We start from the raw sequence: 19,698 nt of genomic DNA, 5'->3' as shown, positions 1-19,698 counted from the left end.
GCTAGTTCTCATACCAAGTATTAAGTAGTTGGCGGCTGCGTGTTTGCTGTTTTTTCCACGTATCTGGCATTACAACTGTTGGCTTTAGCAATATAACGAGCTCTTTCTTTTCTTGGCGTTTACTAATACTTTTAAATAAATTACCAAATAAGGGGATATCACCTAATACCGGTGTTTTAGACTCTTCATCGGTGGTTATCGTTTGCATTAAGCCACCAATCACAACAATTTCACCGCTTTGCGCACGAATTACCGTGTCTGATTCCCTAATGTTGCTTTGTGCTAACGGTAAAATAAACTCATCATTATTAAGGGTAATGACCTTTTGTTGCTCTTCAGTTTGAGTGACGGAGGGGTGAACATGTAAGATCACTGAGCCGTATTTGTCTATTTGTGGGGTTACATCGAGGGCAATCCCTGAAAAGAAAGGAGTTAGGTCAATTTCTGGGGTTGTTGTGGTGGCATTCCCTGTTACAGTGGTACTTGAAACATTCGTAACAAAATACTCATCTTGACCTACTTTAATGACCGCTTTTTGGTTATTAGTCGCAGTCACTCGGGGGTTTGAAAGCATCTGTACATCGCCCTGAGTTTCTAATAAGCTAATCACCCCAGTAAAGTCTGCGTTATTAATAACTAAGTTTGATACACCACCTAGAGCGGCCGTAATACTATTACTAATTTGCCCTGCTGCAGTGGTCGCGAACGACAGACTTGTACTGCCAATTGAACCCGCAATTTCGTTCCAATTAACACCTTGCTGGTATTCATCTTTAAGCGTGACTTCGACTATTTTGGCTTCTAAAATCACTTGTCGCTGTAAGTTTTCTTGGGTTTGCCGCAAAAAGTCCTTTAGCTGCATTATTTCACTCGGTAATGCATTAACCGTTACTAAGCTGGCTTGTGGGCTGGCGATAACATAGCGCCCATCACCGGTGCCAATCAAGGATTTTAAAGCCAGCTCTAGATCTTTCCAAAAGTCATTACTGTTAGTGGTTTGAATACGCGAACCGTTAAGTTCAATATTTTGATTATTACCAAACTCACTATCTTGTTGATTATTATTGTTATAGTTATTCGAACTATTGCTTTGATTAGAATTATTATTATCAGCCATTTGGCTCACACCACCAGCAACAACACTTACCGTAGACTGACCACTACGTTTCATCATTAAATAGTTAACAGGTATTGTTTCAGTGCGCATTTTTGCAGGTAGCACCTGTACAACTCGTCCTTCGTGAACAATATCAAGCGGGTACATACGTTTAATTACATTTATTACCTCATCAAAGGTAACATTTTTTAATGTGAGACTAATGGTGCCAGCTACCTCTGGGTGTATAGCAACGCTATATGGCGTATCGTCAGTTAAACCAGCAAAGAAAGCGCGCACTTCTACTTCATTTGCAGCCACTTCAAAACGCTTAACTGCCAACTCTGTATTAAGGCTTTGCTCGCTATCAAATGACGATAATAAGCTTTGCGTAACTTCATCGGGCACTGTCAACGGAGCTACTGTAGTTTGCTGCTCAGGCTGAGCTGTGAGCTCTTGCTCAATATGGGGCTTTATTTCTTTACCTGGAGCAAAACTATGGCAACCACCAAGGTAGATAGGTAACAGCAATAAAATAGTCAGCTGACTAGGTAATTTAATTTTTAATTTCATAATCATATAAATCTAATTTTATTTGCTTATTGTCATTCGCTAACACAACTTGCTTAGAGCTTATGGTTAGCACTTTATAGTCATTTATTTGATCGCCTACGGTATAAATCTGTCCTGAAATAATCGCTTTATAGCGGCCTGACCTTTTAATTATTGATTGCAGCTTGAGGCTACTTTGCTGATTTTTAACTACGCTAGTAGCGAGCAAATTTTGTGGCTTAGTTGGATCGGCCAACTGCTGCGCAACCACGTCTGCTGAGCAAACAAATAACCCAAGCACACTAAAGAGCAATAAATTTTTCATTCGCGCTCACCGTTGCTATATGTATGATTAATTGCGCCCGAGGGTAATCCTCTACTTGATAGTCAAAACGCTGGATTAAGAGTTTTTCTTTACTTTGTTTTAGCGATGCTAAATATTGTTGCAAGTTAAAATACTGTCCCTGTAATGTGAGCACCATTTGATGTTCAAAAAACAGTGTTTTAGCTTCGTTTGCACCAACCTTAGTAACATCGACAGCTTTAGGCTCTAACACTTTAAAACTAACAACCTTAACCTCGGTACTTTCTTTTAATAGCTGCTGCAACATATTAGGAACCCGTTCAGCGCTGACAAAGCCTTTGCTAAATTGGCTCAATTTTTCATCAGCAATAGTCAATTCACTCTTTGCCCGTTCTATTTGAGAGCGTAATTCTTTTGTGTAATCATTACTTAGAGCTTGCTCTAACATCGCTAATTGTGTTCTATTTTGAGTTATTTTTTGTTGTGCTTGAGTGTTAGCTTGGTGCTGTTTATTTGCTTGAATTTGCGTCGGCTCGACAATAAATAGATAGCCTAAATATAAAATAATAAATAACCCAGCAAATAAAATAGCCAATTTTTCTCTTATTTGCAGTGCAGCAAAACGCGCTTGATACTTCACCCAAATAGGCCAACTACGAGAGGATTTTTCAGTTTTCATGGCTGTCCTCCTTAGCTGCAACCTCTGTAGCTACATTAAATTCACTTAAGCCGTTTTTATCTTCAAACTCTAAAACCGAAAACTCTTTACCTGCAAAGTATCTTGATTGTTTTAAACTACTCAACCAAATAGGTAACTGAGCCGATTGACTTGCTTGCCCTTTTAAAGTCACTGTTTGCTCAGAAAACGTTACTTGGGTTAACCAAATACTTGCCACATGGTAACGCGCTAAATCAAGCATCACTTGGCTATAGTCCATACTCGATAAAGTTTGTGCAGCCTCCAAGTAACCAAACACTTGTTGTTTGTGGGCAATTTCTTGTTCCATCTTTTTTAACTGCTTAACAAACTGATCTTTATTTTGTTTCTCATCTAATTTAGCTTTCACAGCTTGTAACTGGGTGCTCATTTCATTTAATGTTAATTCAGTTTGTTGCGCCTCTATTTGGTTAAAGTGAACTGATAACGCAAACCCACCCCAACTTATGGCAATAACAAATAACGCTATGCCCCACAGAGCTAATAAACTTTGCAATGGCATTAAGTCACGACGAGGACGTAGTGATTTTTGGTAAAAATTAATTCTATTCTTCATTGCGCGGCTCTTTACTTTCAGCCATAGATATAGCTGCAGCTAGGGCATAGAAGTACTGACTATCTAAACCCTCTGATAAGGCAAGGTTAGGTTGAAAATCAACAACCTTAACTTGTAATAGCTCTGCAAGCTCAGCTCTGAGTGTTAAAGAAGATAAATCGTCGCATTGCAGCTGAATACTGCGTATAGGGGGCTGCTTAAGCTGACTTTCAAAAAAATCCATCGACCGTTGTACCTCTAAACCTAAAGCGTCAATGAACGCACTATTTTGATCTTTTTCTGTAATGCCTACAAAGCCATTTAGCCGCCTTGCCAATACAAGCTTACCGTCACAAATAATCAATATTCTCGGCTCATGTTCAACATGCTGCACCACCAACATATGCGCATCTTTATCTTTACCAAATAAAGTGAGTAATACCATTTCTTCTGACGTCATTGAGCGTAAAATTGCGTTGGTATCTGCAAAGCTATTAATGAACGGCTGAATCTGTGTTTTATCAGTAATAAACACATTCATTTTATTCGCTTGCATTGGTAATGAGATGGGATAATCAATAAAGTCTGCGATGATATTCTCTGGCGCAACGTTGACAAGGTCTTTCGTAGTCCATGGTAACGACTGCACAATTTCGTCATCTGTCAGGTTAGGTTTTTCCATTTGCACAATTTGATAATAGTGGTGAGGTATCACTAAATTAATCGCACAACGCAGCTTACTAACTTCATTTGTACAAGTTACAATTGCTTTTGTATAATCCCGAGGTTCTGTCACTACAACACTGTGGGTTTTATCGATTTGCCAGTGCCCCTGCAAGCGTTTTAAGCTTACAGCATTCACTGTTTTTGCATATGTAGCTATCCCTATTACACAATTCGAATCTAACCCTTGTTGCAACCAAGGAAATAATGAAAAAATCTTCTTTTTCATATAGCTACTTATGTTGGCTATTGATTTTTTAAGTATCGTATATTTTTACTAGCCCGCAAGTTTTCACATAAGAAAAAAGGAACTTGAATGCATAACTCTTTCACTATTGATGAAAATAGCCCGATACAACAAATAGATAGTACCAAGTTAAAAAAAAGAAATATTTCATTATGCATTAAACGTGATGATCTGCTACACCCGCTCATTAGCGGTAATAAATGGCGAAAACTCAAGTACAACTTAATTGAGATGCAAGCACAAAATAAACAGGAGTTAGTAACGTTTGGTGGCGCTTTTTCAAATCATATCCATGCCTGTGCTGCCGCAGGAAAGCATTTTAACTTAACAACCCATGGCATTATTCGCGGCCCTGAACTTGATCAGCAAAACCCGACCTTACAATTCGCCAAACAATGCGGTATGCAACTGCACCCAGTTACCCGCTTAGAGTATCGTGAGCGACACAATGCTGATTATTTAGCGCAATTACAAACTCGCTTTCCTAATGCCTACCTATTGCCAGAAGGCGGTACAAACACAGCCGCTCTACTTGGTTGTAAAAAGCTTGCGCAGTCATTACCCGTCGCCGACTATGTTATCTGTCCAACGGGGAGCGGAGGCACACTGGCAGGGTTAATTGAAGGCTGCGATAACAGCACACAGGTTTTAGGAGTCGCGGTATTAAAGCAAGCTGAGTATTTAATCGATGAAATAAAATCGCTCAGCCCGGTAGCAGCACAACAGCAAAACTGGCAATTACTCACCCAGTTTCATGGCGGTGGCTATGGCAAGTTTAGCCCTGAACTTTGGCAATTTTGCCTGCAGATGCAAAGCCAACATCAACTCCCGCTCGAGCCGATTTACTCAGGAAAAATGATGCACGCTTTATGGCAGTTAATCGCTCAGGATTATTTTCCTAAAGGCAGTAACATCATTGCCATTCATACCGGTGGCCTGCAAGGATTAAACGGGCTGCGTTATCGTGGCTTAATAACTTGAGTTCATGCACTTAATGAGCTAAAAATCAATTTACCGTGACATTAGTAAACTCTTGCAAAGGTTCGGTAAAGTAAAACCCTTGTGCGCCAAGCACGCCCTGCTTTTTAAGCATATTGAGCTCTTGCTGGGTTTCCACGCCAACACCGTATACGGGTAAGTTCACTCGCTCTGCACTGGCTACAATTTGGCGCACCACTTTTTGCTGCGTTACATTTTTATCAATGTCGTGGATTAAATCATAGCTAAGCTTGAGTCCTTTGATCCCTTTGTAAGGCGCTAATAAAGCGATTTTATCGTGCGATGAAACATTATCAATTGATACTGAGCTTCCCACTGATTTAATTGTACTAAAAGCAAAATTCAATCGCTGTTGATGTTGATAAAAATCCACCTCCGATATCTCAAACTGTAGTTTATCAGCGCCTTTTACATTTTTCATTCTCTGTCCAAACCAGCGCCAATAATCATCAGAAAACCAATTAAATGCGTGTAAGTTAATACTCACGGTTAACGCACTTGTTTCACTTTCTAATAACTTAACAACTTGATCCAATACTGTTTTATCCAATAAAACAATCGCTGAATCATTTTTTAGTTGAGGAATAAATTGCTTAGCAGAAAGCATCCCTAAAGACTTATGACGAACCCGGATCAAAGCTTCATGCTGTAAAATATCACCACTGGCGAACTCAAATAACGGCTGAAAAAACAACATAAATTTCTTTTTGCCAATGTAATCAGCTAAGTTCTCATCGCTATTTGCCAGCACCGTTGAACGCGTATGGTTAAACGGTACCCGATGAGTATGCTGCCATGGGCTTTGTTTTGCTAATGCGAGTGCTGATTTAGTTAGCTGATAAACCACAGTTTGATCGGCACCATCGCGGTAATTACATACGCCTATTTTAATTTCTTTGCGAGATAAATCACCGCGATAAAGCAAAGAAGCCTGATAAATAATTTGATGCAAGCGCTTAGTGTAAGCATCGATATCAGGTTGAGGTATATTCTCCAAGGTAATTGCCAGCCCACCTGAAGATAACAACTTAACTGATACCCGAGATAACTCTTTAAAGCCTTTGCTCACAATAAGTTTAAAGTGGCTTTCTAAATCAACGTTATCTGGAAATGGCTGTGTCCAATAAAGTAAAGCAAAAAGGTGGTTATGATTATTTTGGATACCGTACATTGCGGTAATTGCAACATCGTCAGCGGAACTTAATTTTCGCTTGGCTGTCAGTACTTTTGTACTATTAATAGCAATATCATTTAGTGCTAATTTAACCACATCTTTAGGCGCTTGTTGGCTGCTTGATACTTTACCACCAGTTAATAATGCAATTGAATCTACACCATCGCGCTGTTTAAATAGCAGTCGCCACCAGCGATAACTCCAAATAGCAGCGCCAATCATCACTAGGTTTAATAAAATAAATAGTGGGCTTTCAACAACCCAAAAAGGCAAATGATAAAGCTTTAAACTAACCGTTTTATATTTAAAGATATCACTCTTTTGGGCCATAAAAGCAGAATAATGGAACGAATCACTGCCTGATTCAAGCATAAAACCATGACTTTCAGCAAGTGCGGCAATGATCTCTTTATCTGCAATTGGTTGCAATTTTAAGTTGTAGATCTGTTTAGCTAATTGGCTCCCAGTGATGTGTACTTTTTGATGCAATATCTCCCCTAAAAAAAGATTAAATACTGTTAGTAAAAGCATAAAAGCAATTACATAAAAACTGAACATCCGCACTTGAGCATTTTTAAATTGAGTCACCATGGCTATTACGCTATTTGTATCAATAGCTAAAGTGTTGTTCAAGATCCTTATAAACACAAGGCTGAGAGCGATGTTTAAATGTTAACGAACATTATAATGAATAAAACCATCGCATTTTTAGCTACCTAAGTCGGAATAAATATTTATAATTTTTAGCGCATCACAATTGCTTCCTAAAAATAACAAAACACTTATGATGTTTCACTTGTTTGTAATTTTTATCTATTTAGTCAACAGTTATCTAAGACAGCAAATATGGTAATGACTTCGAAAGGTTTATTATAATCACTCAGAAGCCATCAATTTTATTGATATTCGTTTAACTCCCCTATATTAAACGTATAAGCTACGGGCTCATCATCAACCGGAAACTCTTAAAACGAGATTTACTAAATAAATACAAGTGATTATCTAACATAAAAGCCACTATACAGACAGACCTCAAATAAAGACGAGTGCCATATTATGTTTAGTCTTCAGTTAGCAGCGTAATTATTTTCTCTATCGTAAGGTCCTTTTTCTCGCCTCTTGCGAATTTATCATAAGGGTCAACCTCAATATCAACAGGCACACCGAGCACTTCAGCATTTAGCCCCTCACCATTTTTATAGTATTCATTACTAAGTTCATAGGCCCAACCATTAGGTAACATACGAGGGAAGGTATCTGATGTGGCCCCTGCAGTGGGTTCTCCAACCAAAGTAACCTTAGGAAGCGTTGACATAGCAAGCGCAAAACTCTCGCCTGCACTGAAAGTACCATTTGACGTTAGTAAGTAGATATCATTTTGATAGTATGGTCTGCTATCAGGTTCCGCATAAACAGTAACTAGTTCATGAAGGCTACCAGCATAAAAAGTACTAATATCCCAAACTAAGGTATTACCAGATATAAACCTTTTGATTAATTCCAAGGCTTGAATATCATAGCCGCCTTCATTATCACGAATATCAATTATCAATTTTTGCGTACCATCCAATGCAATAAAAACCTCATCGAGCAAGTTATTAAATGCTTCGTTCGCATAACTGATATCTTGGCGATCGAGGCTGTCTGTTTCAATAAAGTTTACAAAGTGAGGAAGTGATAGATATCCAACTTGAATACCTTCAACATCAATGATCCCCCAGTTTGGGCTAAATGAGTTCAGTGTATTACGTGCAATAAACGCTGGCTGGGTTGCTTTATTTAGGTACTGCGTAATATTTTCTCTAACAAGTACAGTTTGCTCGATAATATAATTCTCAGCAGGTTCGCCTTTTAGCTCTAAATCCTGCGCTTCTTGTTCCAGTCGTTTTGCAAGTGTTAGCTTAGCTTCAAAGCTGATTGGCTCTTCGTCTAAGTTATAATACAAGCGAGTATGACCATCACTCAAAATTTCTAGTATTTCACTAATTATATTAATGAGTTGCTCTTCATCATTTTCATTTAATTTCGGGGCGTACATTTCATAGATATGCTCCCAATCAATGTTACGCTCCTTAAAAAAGGCGTAGTGATTTTGCATATCTAGCCAAAACAACTGAAAAATAACTTCGGCATCAAATTCATAGCTGTTACCGGCGATTGTATCTAGTATGCCGTCAGTGCAAACATCTTCAATGTTTTGTATAGATCTATATGAAGCAGGACCACTATCATACGGTCGTTCATAAATAAGTTGGTCTTTATACTTTTGGCTAAAAGAATCAAAAAGTGGCAAGGGGTCTAAAGTAATTATTGGATAACAGAAAGCTCCTGTTACCTGCCAAGTAACAACGGAATCACCGCTGATCTGTTTTATTTCACCATAAATATCCGAATACCAAAGCTCATTTCGCTGCTCTTTGATAATGTCACTTTGATCACTATCAGAGTTACATCCAAGTAAGCTGATACAAAATATGGTGACGACTAATTTAGCAATACATTTGATCATTACAACTTCCTATAAATTGAAATAAGAAGTTATTCTAATATTCAAAGCACTCTCGGTTTGTCACTTTAATGTCAGAGTTTCGTAATGCCTATTCGACAAAACAACTAGACAAATCAATAGTCAAACAAGCGCCACCAAACTGGCTTTTACTTATTTTTACATTCGCATCATGGCTAGACAAAATTTCTTTTACGATTGCAAGCCCTAGACCCACACCATGGCGCTTACCTGTCCTACTTTCATCAACGGTATAAAAGGGTTGAAAAACTAACTCTCGTTTGCCCTTGGTAATTCCTATTCCATCATCCTCAACTGTCAACAGCAAACGTCTACCTTGCCTAAGTAGTGACACATGAATCTGCTCTACAGCGTACTTATCCGCGTTAACAACTAAATTATGTATAACTCTTTTGATACCAGCGTTATCTACTCGCGCAAATATAGATTGTTGGACATCCAAAATAATAGGATGGTTACAGTACTTTTCTATAGACTTCGCATAGTTTTGAAGTGAATTGCTCAAATTAATTTCAGTAAAATTCAAAGATGAAGAAAACTGCTCTACTTTACTATATTCTAATATTTCATGGACTAAAGTATCCAGTTCGTCACATTCCTCAAATAACTCGTAAATAAGCTTTTCATTATTTGAGGACTTATCTAACAGCTCAAGCTTCAGTTGCAATCGAAAAATAGGGGTTTTTAGTTCGTGAGAAATTGCTCTTATCATATGCCTTTGCTGAGCAAACAAGCACTCCAACTTCTCTGCCATGTGGTTGAAAGTTTCATTTACACGTCCAATAGCGAAAAGTCCAGTATCAGCACGCCCCGATAATTGGCCCTTTGCAATTAGTTTGCTTGCAAGCTCTAATCTAAAAAGTCTGTATTGCAGCCAAAGTGTATGCAATAAAAAAAGAAATAATATTAAACCCAAAGGCAGCCCATATTGAATAAAAAACAGAATGGTCTCGACATTATCTTTCACTCTAAATGCTGAAAATTGAATTAACTCATTCCCCTGTATTTTTGCTGTAACAGCTTGCAAATTCCCATCATGAACATTTTCTACAAGTATAGTTTGCGTCTGTTCTGAAGCTGGGGTACTAATAGTTTTAACAGTTAGGTTGCTTTGCTCCGAGATTCGCTTTAGCAAAGCAAGCCATTGTTCATTGCTCAGTGCTGGGCGAGCTGCATCTAAAGCATAAATGTAGGCTCTATAGTCTAATTCCACATCTTGCTTCAATTCAGTAGAAAAATAATCCGTAGCAAGTGAAGTTAAAAGGGGATTAATCGTTAAAAATATCAAAATGAAAATTAAGCTCTTTACCCCAAAGCGTATTAACAACATTCGGTTTCCTTGCTATTGACAATAATGTACCCCTTCCCCCTAACTGTAATGAGGTGGCGATAAGGTATATTATCCCCAATGACTTTGCGTATTTTCATTATTTTATTGTCAATTGTGCGATCTAATCCATCAAATTCCCTGCCATATAATTGCCGAGAAATATCATCGCGACTAATTATAGAATCTACATGTGAAGCTAAAAAATAGAAGAGATCAAATTCACTATCCGACATCTCAAGTTTGATATCGGATTGGCTTACAACTCTGGTGAGCAAATTAAATTTAAACGGCCCAACATTGAGTATATGATCCAATTTTCTTTTACTCTCAACTCCTTGAGCTAATCTGAGCAACTTGCGAAATCTAGCCAATATAATTCGAGGATTAACCGGCTTTTGAATAAAGTCATCAGCCCCCATTTCCAGTAAGGTGATCTCATCGATGTCGTCATTACTAGCCGTTAAGATAATCACTTTACCAAAATACTTATTCTGTAAAGCACGACACACCTCAAAGCCATCCACTTCGGGAAGCATCAAATCTAATAGGACAAAATCAGGTTGATGTAACAGCACATACTCTAAGCCACTAGAACCGCTATATATCGTGTTAACCAAAAAGCCATGCTTTTCAAAAAAACTCTTAAGCAATGCTGCAAGTTCTAGATTGTCTTCAATAATAGTCAATGACTTAGAAATAAATGTATTCCTTTACTTAATGCCTACGATGGTATTCATCTTTTGTTTTAGACACAATTTTACGCTTTCTTTAATATTGCCTTGAGATTCATCATGAGGCAAATTTTGATTTAATATTCTAAAAGCACAATTTAGTCTGCAAACTATTATTAAACTATCAGTTATATTATTAAATTAAATGATTTTCAGGTTAAGCTGGAGATTTAAAAAATGTTTAATCCCCCTGCTTATTCTTGTTTGCGTAATAACAAAAAAAACCTTTAAACTTAATATTTAAAGAGGCTTTCATTAATAATTACCACATTATTTCATAAGTACTAATAAAATTATAAATACTTATGAAATTGAAAAAGCCACTAAACAGTGGCTTCAAAGGATTTTTTAAACATTTTTACTTTTGTCTTTGGTTAGAACGGTTATCTAAGACAAAATACACAAATTCAGGGTCAGTACAGCAATAACACCCTTTACTAGCAATGGGATTAACCAAATGACCCCGCTCCACTTTTAAACATTAAAAGACAATAATGTAGATTAACTTCGCTAGTTTCTACCAATTACGGTTAAATTTAAACATTTTTCAACATTTCTGCCAAGGCCGTTTTACGAGTATCAACTGCGCCTTGTTTGTTAACACCATAACGAAAATCCGTTTCCTTGCCAATAATATGTACTTTATATTCTGCTCTTGTCACAGCCGTATACAACCAACTACGGTCAAGCAACCTTCCTCGTTCAAGTAAAACAATTACATTCGGTGCTTGTGACCCCTGCAATTTATGCAAAGTTAAGCAGTAAGCAAGATCGATATATTCAAATAATTGCCAATCCACTTCTAACAAACGTTTATTACCTTTTTCATCAAGGTCTTCAAGTTCAATTACGCAAGCATATTCATCTGTAGGTTCAGCACTCTTAATGACACCCAATGTACCATTCTGAACATCGTGTTTGTAACTGGTCAGGGTAATGACAATCGGGTCACCTTCCCTGAAATCATAGCTTCCTTTAGTAATAGGCATATCCGTAAAGTCAAGACTCTTGCCATTAGGGTTCACAACGCCTTGCAGCATAATGTTTGCTTTTCTTACCGTATCATTTGTAGGAGCGACTATCATAGCGTTGTTATACTCAGAGTAGGCAGTTACTACATCTTGCAGAATGTCGCCTGTAGATTCTTGAAACATAATATCAGCAGTAGTTAATGACTCTGGCATTATGCCGTGCCGTATTGCATTGGAATATGCAGGTACACTACTATCTGCTCCCTGTCGTTTCACGACATCAAGTTCCACATGGTTTATTACACCGCTTTTAATGACATCATTTAAAATGAACCCCGCATTAATCGGTGGAAGCTGATAAGGATCACCAATTAACAAGATTCGAACTTTATCAGAAAACAAAGTAACTAAACGCCACATGGTATATGCATCCAACATGGAGGCTTCATCCACAAGTAATACAGCCTTATCTTCATCAAGATCAGTTTCTCGCAACAGTTTTGCAATCGTTTTCGTTTCACTACCGATTGATTGTTGAAGCCTACGGGCTGCCTTTCCCGAAAGCGCAACGGGGTATATCGTATAACCTAATTTTTGATAAGCATTTACAATCAGCTTAGTAGTCGTTGTTTTGCCTGTTCCAGCTCCGCCAGTAAGGGCGAAGACATGGCTGACTAATGCTGTCCTTACGGCACGTTCTTGTGCTTTTTCAATGGGCCAATCGGCAGGAAATGAGGTTATAAAAGCCTCTTCTAACTCGCTCGACCAACGATTGTCTAATTTTCTGAGGTTACCAAAACGTTTGGCTATTGTTTTCTCAAATATATAATTGCCAGAAACAAAGTATTGGTTGTTTTTCTTAACAAATCCTATGATATCGCCATTGAGTTCTTTTGCCTTAGAAACTAGGTGCTCGTCTTTATTTAACGAGTCCGAGACACATGATTCGATGTCTTGCCAATCTGCAACCGTATTACCTTCATCACTCCATGACCTCAATGCTTGCTCAACGATTGCGACTAGTCTAATTTTTTCGTCCTGTTTTATACCAAAGTGCTTTTGAGCAATAGCATCTACCTTCGGAAACCGCATTCCCAGCGAAAACAACCGATACGGGTTCTGGGTAAGAAAATTGATAGCATCCTGATCGGCAAATCTGAACAATTGTCGCTGAATAGGGGCTTCTATTTCCCATTCAACCAACTGCGCTGAATGTTTTAGATTTGAATACTCTTTATAGCCATTCCAAAGCCCATGTACCGCTTTGTCTTTAAGCAGCACTTCCCTGACAGCTTGAAAGTTTGTTTTTGATTGGTCTTTTTCGTATGGGGCATATTTATCACATTCTAGGATGTTGAATATATCGCTTCTAAATTCAATCCAGAGTAATTGAGCACTTACTTTACCTATGCCTTCAAATACTTTCTCTGTGCTTAAAAAGGTTACAAAGCCAGCACCATTATCTGGCATAATACATTTCAGTGTCGGCTCCATAAAGCGCCATACATCAACATACCTACCTGTGCTGACTTGTTGCTGTCTGATACTGAAGTTTTGCTCTTTAAGGATTTTCCATTGCTGCCCGACTTTCGGATCAATATTTAACTTGTCTTGAGTAGTCAGAATCTCAATACGATGCGCACCTGCTTTGTGGTTAACAAAAATAGCTCCCAGCCGGACATTATCCGGGTGGTACTGGTATATTCTGGTGATCCTTACCAGATAAGCACTACTCTTCATTTCCACAAGCCCATTTCAATCAGTACATCTTTAAATTCAGATAGCTTGGCAACTTCGGCAGCTAACTTAGCATTTTCGTTTTGTAGTCTTCGGTTTGTTCTTTTTAGGTCTCTGACTCTAGCGCTATCTTTGATGTCTTCGTCAGTTTCTTTTGATACATCAATGATCTCTTTATCGAGAGGCAGGTTTTTCTTACGTTGCTGGTAAACCCCTGAGATAGCAAGTTCTTGTTTAAGTTCTTGCAACAAATCAAAGAGCTTTTTATTTCTTTTTTCCTTAAATGCAGAGGAATCAAAACCAAGCTCATCAGCAATTTTTTTGGGACTTAACGTATCACCATGCCAATAATCCAACCAATTAGGCGACTCTTTCGATTTCATTTCTGCAACCCAACCGAGAAATAAATCTCTGTTACGTTTGCCTCTTTCTTTACTCATCTTAACCTCCACCCACGATGTGTCTTATCGTAGTCCTAACACCATACTCCTTTGAGAACCAAAAAATAATTATCTTTTGAATAGCGTTAAGTTTATTTTCTGACGGTGCGCCTTTCTCAGCTCTAATATCAATATGCTTTTTATTGAGAATACCAAAAGTTAATGGGCTAAAAGAGGCGACGAGCTGTTTAACGTCCGAATTTGCTCTGGCGAAAAGCCGTGCCGAAGTAATTCAAAATCATCTAAATCGATGATTGCCTTTTTTCCTTTTCCAATGAGCTGATACTGTGAGTGACTGGATGTAATAACCTGCTGCGCCCCTATATCCATCGATACGATCCGCGATGTTGTCACGTAGTCCCCTTCGAAAAAGCGAAAAGTTTGATCGTGTTGTACTGTAGCATATAACACTTCTCCTATTAATTGTCTCCCATCCATGACACCAACAATATACCAATTTTTTACAGTGGTGTTCAAAAGCCTCTCCTCGAAGTTAGCGTGAGGATATATGATAAAAAAATAGGAATTAAAAGCATAACCAAAGCGTGGATCTAATCCTGACTTTTTTCTATGGTGCAGTAAATAAAGGGAATAAAGTAGATTTTGCAATCACAGTGAGTAGTTTATTTTTCATATGCTGTATACATAGTGATAAGAATTTGCATTAGCCTACAAAGCTAAGGGATTTACTTGTTTATTTATTGATTCATAATAGCTTTAATTAGAGGCATGAGTCTTAAACCATACTACTCGGTTTAGCTTAATTAGTTCATCTCTGATTACTGAGTTATTAATCAAAAACAATCGTTGTTAAAAGGAGTCGATCGCGATGTCTACTTGGGCTGGAATTGATTTTGGGAAATATTCCATCGAGGAATGGCAAAATACGTATCATAAGTGGCTCTTCAATGATGCTGATCGCGTCAGAGAAGGAGACTTTATTGGTTACCGTATAGACACCGAAACGCTCAAACGCAGATTAGAACTTCAAGGAGTTAATAGGGCATCAGTTGAACTAGAGGTTAACGAGTTCAAAGGTTTATGGATAAAAGATATGGAAGATCTATTAACCGAGACACTTGCCACTAAACACCGTGAAGAATATTCATGCTACATTGACGGACTTAAGAGTTGCTCTTTGAATAGCTGGTTGAAGCTTATCCCCATAGCAGCATCAATGCAAAAACATGAGATTACAGGAAGCTGTGATGAACCTAGTAAATTACTTTCATCGTTAACTAAAGCAGAGCAAAACCTTCTAAAGTTCATGTGTTCTGAATACGATGAATACCCTAATTACACTGCCGGAGGCTATCACTTTCCTTGTCTCTCATCATACAGTTATGCATGGGCAATTCTTCAATTTGTTACCCCAAATTCAGTTTGTGAGCTGGATATATCACCATTAATTGACAGTGGTTGGGTTGACGATTTTGAAGATCTTGCAGAGTATCAAGCAGGGCAAACCAAGTTTTCCGAAAGAGCAAAGATTGAAATTCAGGATATAACTAAGCTTAGTGAATCGTTTAAAGATAATAATGTGTTACAACGTCTCTCTTATAGCGGGCTGGTTACAATACTTGAAGCTTATTTAGCGGACATAGCAAAACGACAGGTGCTTAATAAAGATTCCATTAAGAGAAGATTTGTTGAAAACTTCGACCCATTTTCGAAAAACCAGAAAAACTTAAAAGTAACAGAGATCTTCTTTTGGATGGAGCAACTTGATAATCAGATTATAGAGTGCCTAGACAATTTGTCTTTCCATAATGTGAAGACTATTAAAGCATTCTTTCCCTCTGTTTTATTGGTTAAAATTTCAGATGATTTAAGCGATCGCCTTGCTGTAGCAGAAATTACTCGGCACGATATCGTTCATCGCGCAGGGAGAACTAAAGATGGGAAGTCCAACGAAGTAACTTTGGCAGATGTGAAAGCTGTATCCACATTAGTGCTGGATATCATAACGTCTGTGGATTCTCAAATCGTTGATGGAATATTGGTGTAAGTGTAGTTGAATTAGATGTAGTAGCTCATATCTGATCTTACAGTTTCGATGAATAGGTTTAGACTTCATCTGACAGACAGCTATGAGCGACAAGCGGACAGTGATAGATTATGATGTTTGAAGGCTAAACTCGGTTTCCTTCGAGGCTATTGTTTGAATAATGTATCAAGTATTTGTAAGTAATAGGCTATCCCCCTAAACTTAAAATTGAATTTAGTGGAACAACTTTCAAAGATCAATTAAAGTTGATTGGTAGTTTTAGTTAGGACGTTAGGCAACAAAATAAAGGAATAAGTAATGACCGATGAAGTCAAGAATTGTCCATTCTGTGGCGAAAAAATATTAGCTGTTGCAAGGATATGCAAACATTGCCGCTCTGATCTTGAACAAGATGCAACAGATAAAGCATCCACAAAACCAGCTGTTGATTACGGTATCTTTCTGCTAGCAATCCCTGTAGTGACAACAATGCTAATTTGGTTTTGGGTGTCTGGCATGAATTTATTCCAGTCACCCAGCGAAACAATGGTGCTTCTAATGTTGACAACTGTACTAGGCACAGCAATTGTTGCCGCAATGGAAGCAAGTAAAGTCGGAATGAAAACGGATCGAAAGAAAGGCACTTATAGTGCTACTTCGTGGTTTTTCATTATCTCTTTGCTCTGGATTATTGGTTACCCAGTTTACCTGTACAAACGTAAGCACTACGGGCTAACTAATCGTTTGATAGCAGGTATTCTTATAGGTATTATCTTTGTTGGTAGCGGGAGTGTGATTAATTCTGCTATCGAAGCCAAAAAGGCAGAAATAAGGGATAACCTCCAAGAAATGCAACAAAGGTTTGAACCGTATGTCAGGTAGTTACTTAGCAAAGCCGCCAATGTCAAAAGTTGCAGTAAACAGTATTCTGAAACCAGTGGGTTACGGTGCTTTACCTTTTTTAAAATTTGCTTTCAGTATTTCCGATTGAATAAGCTTCTTTAATAGTCAGGAAATCAACTGATGTTTATTATTCGAACACTTACGTATATAGGTGAATACTTTCTAAATTCAATATGGATATTCAGAGGGTAGTAACAGAGCGATTATGCAATAACTGTGTATCGTATAAGTAATAAAATGTTCGCTATGCAGAGGGTATATGGAGAAAGATGAGTTTTTCCTCAAGGTTTCGAGAGCATTGTCAGGATGTCAGATGATAGAAATGGAGTTGAAGCTCTACTTGTCTAATGCTGTCGCCCTCATAAATAAGCGTTTGGGCAATCGAATGTTTTGTGGAATGTCAGGCGACGATTTTCAAAACCATTCTCTAGAGAGACTGATTACTGAATTTAAGAAGTTTTCCGACAATGGAACACTTATTAAACGTCTCAACAAGTTTAAAGACGAACGAAACTTTCTAAGTCATAAAGCAATTGCATCGTGTATGGACCCGCACAATGGTTACCAAGGGCTTCAAGCCGCTTCTCTTGACGAACGTTTGTTAAAAATAGAGAAAGAGGCGTCAGATATAACCCATACTATTCATGAAGAATCAGCGAAGTTTTTGGGATACTTGTTATTTGAAGATGAAGTATGATGCAGTACTAACGATTAGTTTCATGGAGGACGTTCAGAATTCTATGTCAGCCTAAATTGCTAAATATCTAGCACACCATCTAACCTACCTTCGAAGTGGATGGCCAATTGCGACAATGTCAGATTCCAATTATGGATTGGCATTGTCCATTTCTAAGCATTCAATATACCTGCATACAATAATTTCATCAAGCTGTTTTCATTAGGGAATGCTCCCTTAATCTTGGTGAGTCGCCTAAACTGACGATGTACAGCTTCAATCGCATTCGTGGTATAAATAGCTTTACGCACATAATCTGGATACTTGAAGTAAACCGACAGATTGCCCCACTTACGACGCCAAGACTCGAATCAGCTGGTCTGTCACGGCAGTGATGGTGGCCTCGAATATCTCGATAGCTCATACCTAAAGCAAACATAGGTAGGATTTTTTCATCAATTTCGGGCGTTAATTTGGTTTGGTTCTTTTTAACTAGTTGAGGTTCAAACGAACCTGAGCGGTCTCTGGGCGTTTCAAGTTCGAATTGACCTATAGATGACTTAACTGTTTTTTTGGTTGAACCATTTTTACGGTTAACTTGAGTCTCAGATGCTAGGTGCTGCTCAATTCGGCTTTAAGAGCCGCTTCGGTGAGTTGTTTGTTCGCCAGTAAGACCTTTACCAGCTTGAAGTTCAGTTAATGCTTTGTTGAAGTCGAAAGATTGAGTTATGTGTCACTCCTGTTTTCTTAATAATACTGAAATGACACAGATTTCTAAACACTACCCGAAAAGCATTAAAGCTCCAACGTCCCCACTTATTGGTCTAACTACGGCGTCTCGTATTTCTGCCTGATAACACTGTCAACTGAACTATTTTTAAAATAATACCAGAAGTTGTGTAACCGCTAACTTCCACCTCATGGTTTTTATTATCACCCCAGTATTTAAAATATATTGTTCCGCAACCCTTATAAAAATCCAAGAATAAGTATTCTGTGTAGTCATACACTCCTAAATCAGCAAAAAGGTTTAATATATTTGTATTATGCACCGTACATGCACCTTTGTTGCTCTCATAACCACTCATATCAAATCTAAGCTTAGTACTTTTTACACCATCAAATTGATTCAGACGTCCCTTTACAAATGCTTTTAACTCTTCATCTGACATATCCATAATATTGTCTACGCCAGTTCTACCTTGACTATCCACATCACACTCCTTAATTATTAGTAATATTATTTACTCTATTAATTAATAACATTGGAACATTTCAATTCATTTCCAACATTAGTAAATCATCATGGTATCCAATAACTTTTTAAAAACATATCAAATACGTGGATCTAATCCTGAGTTTTTCAATTCAAACACATTTAAATTTTCATCGGCATCTTCAGCTCATGATGGAAATTCGATTGCGAACTCATTTAAACAGTCAAAAGCTATTACTTTAAAAGAATACAATGCTAGTTTGATTGAATTAGAACGCTATCTAATCTGAACTGATGTACTGTTACAAACGGAGTAAGTTAATCTAGCTAAAATTAACTTCGATTCTTTGCTGGTAACCCACTATCAATAGTTGCGGCAAGCTTATTCAAATCAACTCCATCCATTTTCTGAAGATTATGTTGCCACCTAGCAAACCTCTCAAGCAACATGTCATTGTGGATACTTAACCTATTGTTCTCCGAAGTTAGCCTTTCATTCTCATTTTCAAGTTTTTCAACTCGCTTTATAAGTTCAGCAATGGTTGCATCATCATTGTCCAAATTTTCCAAAAGTTGGCTTAATTTATCAGAGCTATCAAATAGCGACTTGGCTTCTTCAATTGCAGCAGATTTTTTAAATCTAAGCTCTTCTTTCTTTAAGTCAAATGCATGTTTGATTTCATCATGCTTTGTGTAAGTGTGCCTTGATGGGGGACGTTTTAAGCCCAATTCTGATTGAAGCCTTTCAGAAAGAAGATCATATGTAAGCTTACCTCTCCAACCATCAATGATCGCTAGAATCGTTTCTTTGTTGTCTGTTACAAAAGCCATG

18 protein-coding genes and 1 pseudogene are annotated in these 19,698 nt (G+C 37.8%); 4 read left to right on the top strand and 15 right to left on the bottom strand.

Annotated elements, in window-relative coordinates:
• Position 1: 1 nt before the first annotated feature.
• From mshL to H5200_RS00575, 5 genes are read right to left on the bottom strand one after another with little or no spacing between them, the layout of a single operon-like run.
• Entirely contained in the window at positions 2 to 1,669 is a 1,668-nt protein-coding gene (mshL, locus tag H5200_RS00595) for a pilus (MSHA type) biogenesis protein MshL (RefSeq protein ID WP_182717713.1), read from the bottom strand.
• Entirely contained in the window at positions 1,653 to 1,973 is a 321-nt protein-coding gene (locus H5200_RS00590) for an agglutinin biogenesis protein MshK (RefSeq protein ID WP_182717712.1), read from the bottom strand. The genes mshL and H5200_RS00590 overlap by 17 nt, the downstream gene beginning before the upstream one ends.
• Positions 1,951 to 2,631: a type II secretion system protein GspM gene (gene gspM / locus H5200_RS00585; RefSeq protein ID WP_182717711.1), complete on the bottom strand. Its 681-nt coding sequence runs from the start codon at positions 2,629 to 2,631 to the stop codon at positions 1,951 to 1,953. The genes H5200_RS00590 and gspM overlap by 23 nt, the downstream gene beginning before the upstream one ends.
• Positions 2,621 to 3,226 (bottom strand): PilN domain-containing protein, encoded by a 606-nt coding sequence (locus tag H5200_RS00580; protein WP_182717710.1) that lies wholly within the window; start codon positions 3,224 to 3,226, stop codon positions 2,621 to 2,623. The genes gspM and H5200_RS00580 overlap by 11 nt, the downstream gene beginning before the upstream one ends.
• Positions 3,216 to 4,157, bottom strand: coding sequence for an MSHA biogenesis protein MshI (locus H5200_RS00575; protein WP_182740304.1), 942 nt, complete (start codon positions 4,155 to 4,157; stop codon positions 3,216 to 3,218). Before H5200_RS00575 ends, H5200_RS00580 begins: the two co-directional genes overlap by 11 nt.
• Before the next feature lie 87 nt (positions 4,158 to 4,244).
• Here H5200_RS00575 and H5200_RS00570 point away from each other — a divergent pair, with 87 nt between their 5' ends.
• On the top strand, positions 4,245 to 5,156 hold the full coding sequence (locus H5200_RS00570) for a 1-aminocyclopropane-1-carboxylate deaminase/D-cysteine desulfhydrase (protein WP_182760714.1): 912 nt from the start codon (positions 4,245 to 4,247) through the stop codon (positions 5,154 to 5,156).
• Between the two features lie 25 nt (positions 5,157 to 5,181).
• Here the strand turns inward: H5200_RS00570 and H5200_RS00565 are convergent, their stop codons facing one another.
• The 7 genes from H5200_RS00565 to H5200_RS00535 all read right to left on the bottom strand — a co-directional run bounded on the left by H5200_RS00565 (position 5,182) and on the right by H5200_RS00535 (position 14,561).
• Positions 5,182 to 6,837, bottom strand: a complete 1,656-nt coding sequence (locus H5200_RS00565; RefSeq protein WP_182760713.1) for an EAL domain-containing protein — start codon at positions 6,835 to 6,837, stop codon at positions 5,182 to 5,184.
• Between the two features lie 571 nt (positions 6,838 to 7,408).
• Entirely contained in the window at positions 7,409 to 8,857 is a 1,449-nt protein-coding gene (locus tag H5200_RS00560; RefSeq protein WP_182717706.1) for a S41 family peptidase, read from the bottom strand.
• Between the two features lie 88 nt (positions 8,858 to 8,945).
• Entirely contained in the window at positions 8,946 to 10,205 is a 1,260-nt protein-coding gene (locus tag H5200_RS00555) for an ATP-binding protein (RefSeq protein WP_182760712.1), read from the bottom strand.
• Positions 10,196 to 10,891, bottom strand: a complete 696-nt coding sequence (locus H5200_RS00550; RefSeq protein WP_182740299.1) for a response regulator transcription factor — start codon at positions 10,889 to 10,891, stop codon at positions 10,196 to 10,198. The genes H5200_RS00555 and H5200_RS00550 overlap by 10 nt, the downstream gene beginning before the upstream one ends.
• A gap of 581 nt (positions 10,892 to 11,472) precedes the next feature.
• Positions 11,473 to 13,647: an ATP-dependent RecD-like DNA helicase gene (locus tag H5200_RS00545; RefSeq protein WP_182760711.1), complete on the bottom strand. Its 2,175-nt coding sequence runs from the start codon at positions 13,645 to 13,647 to the stop codon at positions 11,473 to 11,475.
• Positions 13,644 to 14,084, bottom strand: coding sequence for a hypothetical protein (locus H5200_RS00540; protein WP_182760710.1), 441 nt, complete (start codon positions 14,082 to 14,084; stop codon positions 13,644 to 13,646). Before H5200_RS00540 ends, H5200_RS00545 begins: the two co-directional genes overlap by 4 nt.
• A gap of 159 nt (positions 14,085 to 14,243) precedes the next feature.
• A complete protein-coding gene (locus H5200_RS00535) occupies positions 14,244 to 14,561 on the bottom strand; it encodes a hypothetical protein (protein ID WP_182760709.1) in 318 nt (105 codons plus the stop codon).
• Positions 14,562 to 14,913: 352 nt separating this feature from the next.
• On the opposite strand from H5200_RS00535, the gene H5200_RS00530 reads away from it, so the two are divergent.
• From H5200_RS00530 to H5200_RS00520, 3 genes are all read left to right on the top strand, one after another.
• Positions 14,914 to 16,092: a HEPN/Toprim-associated domain-containing protein gene (locus H5200_RS00530; RefSeq protein ID WP_182760708.1), complete on the top strand. Its 1,179-nt coding sequence runs from the start codon at positions 14,914 to 14,916 to the stop codon at positions 16,090 to 16,092.
• A 297-nt stretch (positions 16,093 to 16,389) separates the two neighbouring features.
• Positions 16,390 to 16,953 (top strand): hypothetical protein, encoded by a 564-nt coding sequence (locus H5200_RS00525; protein ID WP_182760707.1) that lies wholly within the window; start codon positions 16,390 to 16,392, stop codon positions 16,951 to 16,953.
• A gap of 280 nt (positions 16,954 to 17,233) precedes the next feature.
• The gene (locus H5200_RS00520; protein ID WP_182760706.1) at positions 17,234 to 17,671 is read left to right on the top strand and encodes a hypothetical protein; all 438 of its coding nucleotides are present in this window, start codon (positions 17,234 to 17,236) and stop codon (positions 17,669 to 17,671) included.
• Positions 17,672 to 17,730: 59 nt separating this feature from the next.
• Here the strand turns inward: H5200_RS00520 and H5200_RS00515 are convergent.
• From H5200_RS00515 to H5200_RS00505, 3 genes and pseudogenes are all read right to left on the bottom strand, one after another.
• Positions 17,731 to 18,380 (bottom strand): annotated as a pseudogene (locus H5200_RS00515) (transposase).
• A 94-nt stretch (positions 18,381 to 18,474) separates the two neighbouring features.
• A complete protein-coding gene (locus H5200_RS00510) occupies positions 18,475 to 18,864 on the bottom strand; it encodes a hypothetical protein (protein ID WP_220496984.1) in 390 nt (129 codons plus the stop codon).
• A gap of 335 nt (positions 18,865 to 19,199) precedes the next feature.
• Entirely contained in the window at positions 19,200 to 19,697 is a 498-nt protein-coding gene (locus tag H5200_RS00505) for a hypothetical protein (protein ID WP_182760705.1), read from the bottom strand.
• Between the last annotated feature and the right edge of the window lies 1 nt (position 19,698).

The organism is Pseudoalteromonas sp. SG43-7, from assembly GCF_014164295.1.
Classification (GTDB): Bacteria; Pseudomonadota; Gammaproteobacteria; order Enterobacterales; family Alteromonadaceae; genus Pseudoalteromonas; species Pseudoalteromonas rhizosphaerae.
Note: the sequence above shows the minus strand (reverse complement) of the source record. Positions and strands in the feature narration are given on the sequence as shown.

Excerpts from the sequence above, each read along its gene's own strand:
- mshL (WP_182717713.1), bottom strand. The coding sequence starts at position 1,669 with ATGAAATTAAAAATTAAATTACCTAGTCAGCTGACTATTTTATTGCTG.
- H5200_RS00590 (WP_182717712.1), bottom strand. The coding sequence starts at position 1,973 with ATGAAAAATTTATTGCTCTTTAGTGTGCTTGGGTTATTTGTTTGCTCA.
- gspM (WP_182717711.1), bottom strand. The coding sequence starts at position 2,631 with ATGAAAACTGAAAAATCCTCTCGTAGTTGGCCTATTTGGGTGAAGTAT.
- H5200_RS00580 (WP_182717710.1), bottom strand. The coding sequence starts at position 3,226 with ATGAAGAATAGAATTAATTTTTACCAAAAATCACTACGTCCTCGTCGT.
- H5200_RS00575 (WP_182740304.1), bottom strand. The coding sequence starts at position 4,157 with ATGAAAAAGAAGATTTTTTCATTATTTCCTTGGTTGCAACAAGGGTTA.
- H5200_RS00570 (WP_182760714.1), top strand. The coding sequence starts at position 4,245 with ATGCATAACTCTTTCACTATTGATGAAAATAGCCCGATACAACAAATA.
- H5200_RS00560 (WP_182717706.1), bottom strand. The coding sequence starts at position 8,857 with ATGATCAAATGTATTGCTAAATTAGTCGTCACCATATTTTGTATCAGC.
- H5200_RS00555 (WP_182760712.1), bottom strand. The coding sequence starts at position 10,205 with ATGTTGTTAATACGCTTTGGGGTAAAGAGCTTAATTTTCATTTTGATA.
- H5200_RS00545 (WP_182760711.1), bottom strand. The coding sequence starts at position 13,647 with ATGAAGAGTAGTGCTTATCTGGTAAGGATCACCAGAATATACCAGTAC.
- H5200_RS00540 (WP_182760710.1), bottom strand. The coding sequence starts at position 14,084 with ATGAGTAAAGAAAGAGGCAAACGTAACAGAGATTTATTTCTCGGTTGG.
- H5200_RS00530 (WP_182760708.1), top strand. The coding sequence starts at position 14,914 with ATGTCTACTTGGGCTGGAATTGATTTTGGGAAATATTCCATCGAGGAA.
- H5200_RS00525 (WP_182760707.1), top strand. The coding sequence starts at position 16,390 with ATGACCGATGAAGTCAAGAATTGTCCATTCTGTGGCGAAAAAATATTA.
- H5200_RS00520 (WP_182760706.1), top strand. The coding sequence starts at position 17,234 with ATGGAGAAAGATGAGTTTTTCCTCAAGGTTTCGAGAGCATTGTCAGGA.
- H5200_RS00505 (WP_182760705.1), bottom strand. The coding sequence starts at position 19,697 with ATGGCTTTTGTAACAGACAACAAAGAAACGATTCTAGCGATCATTGAT.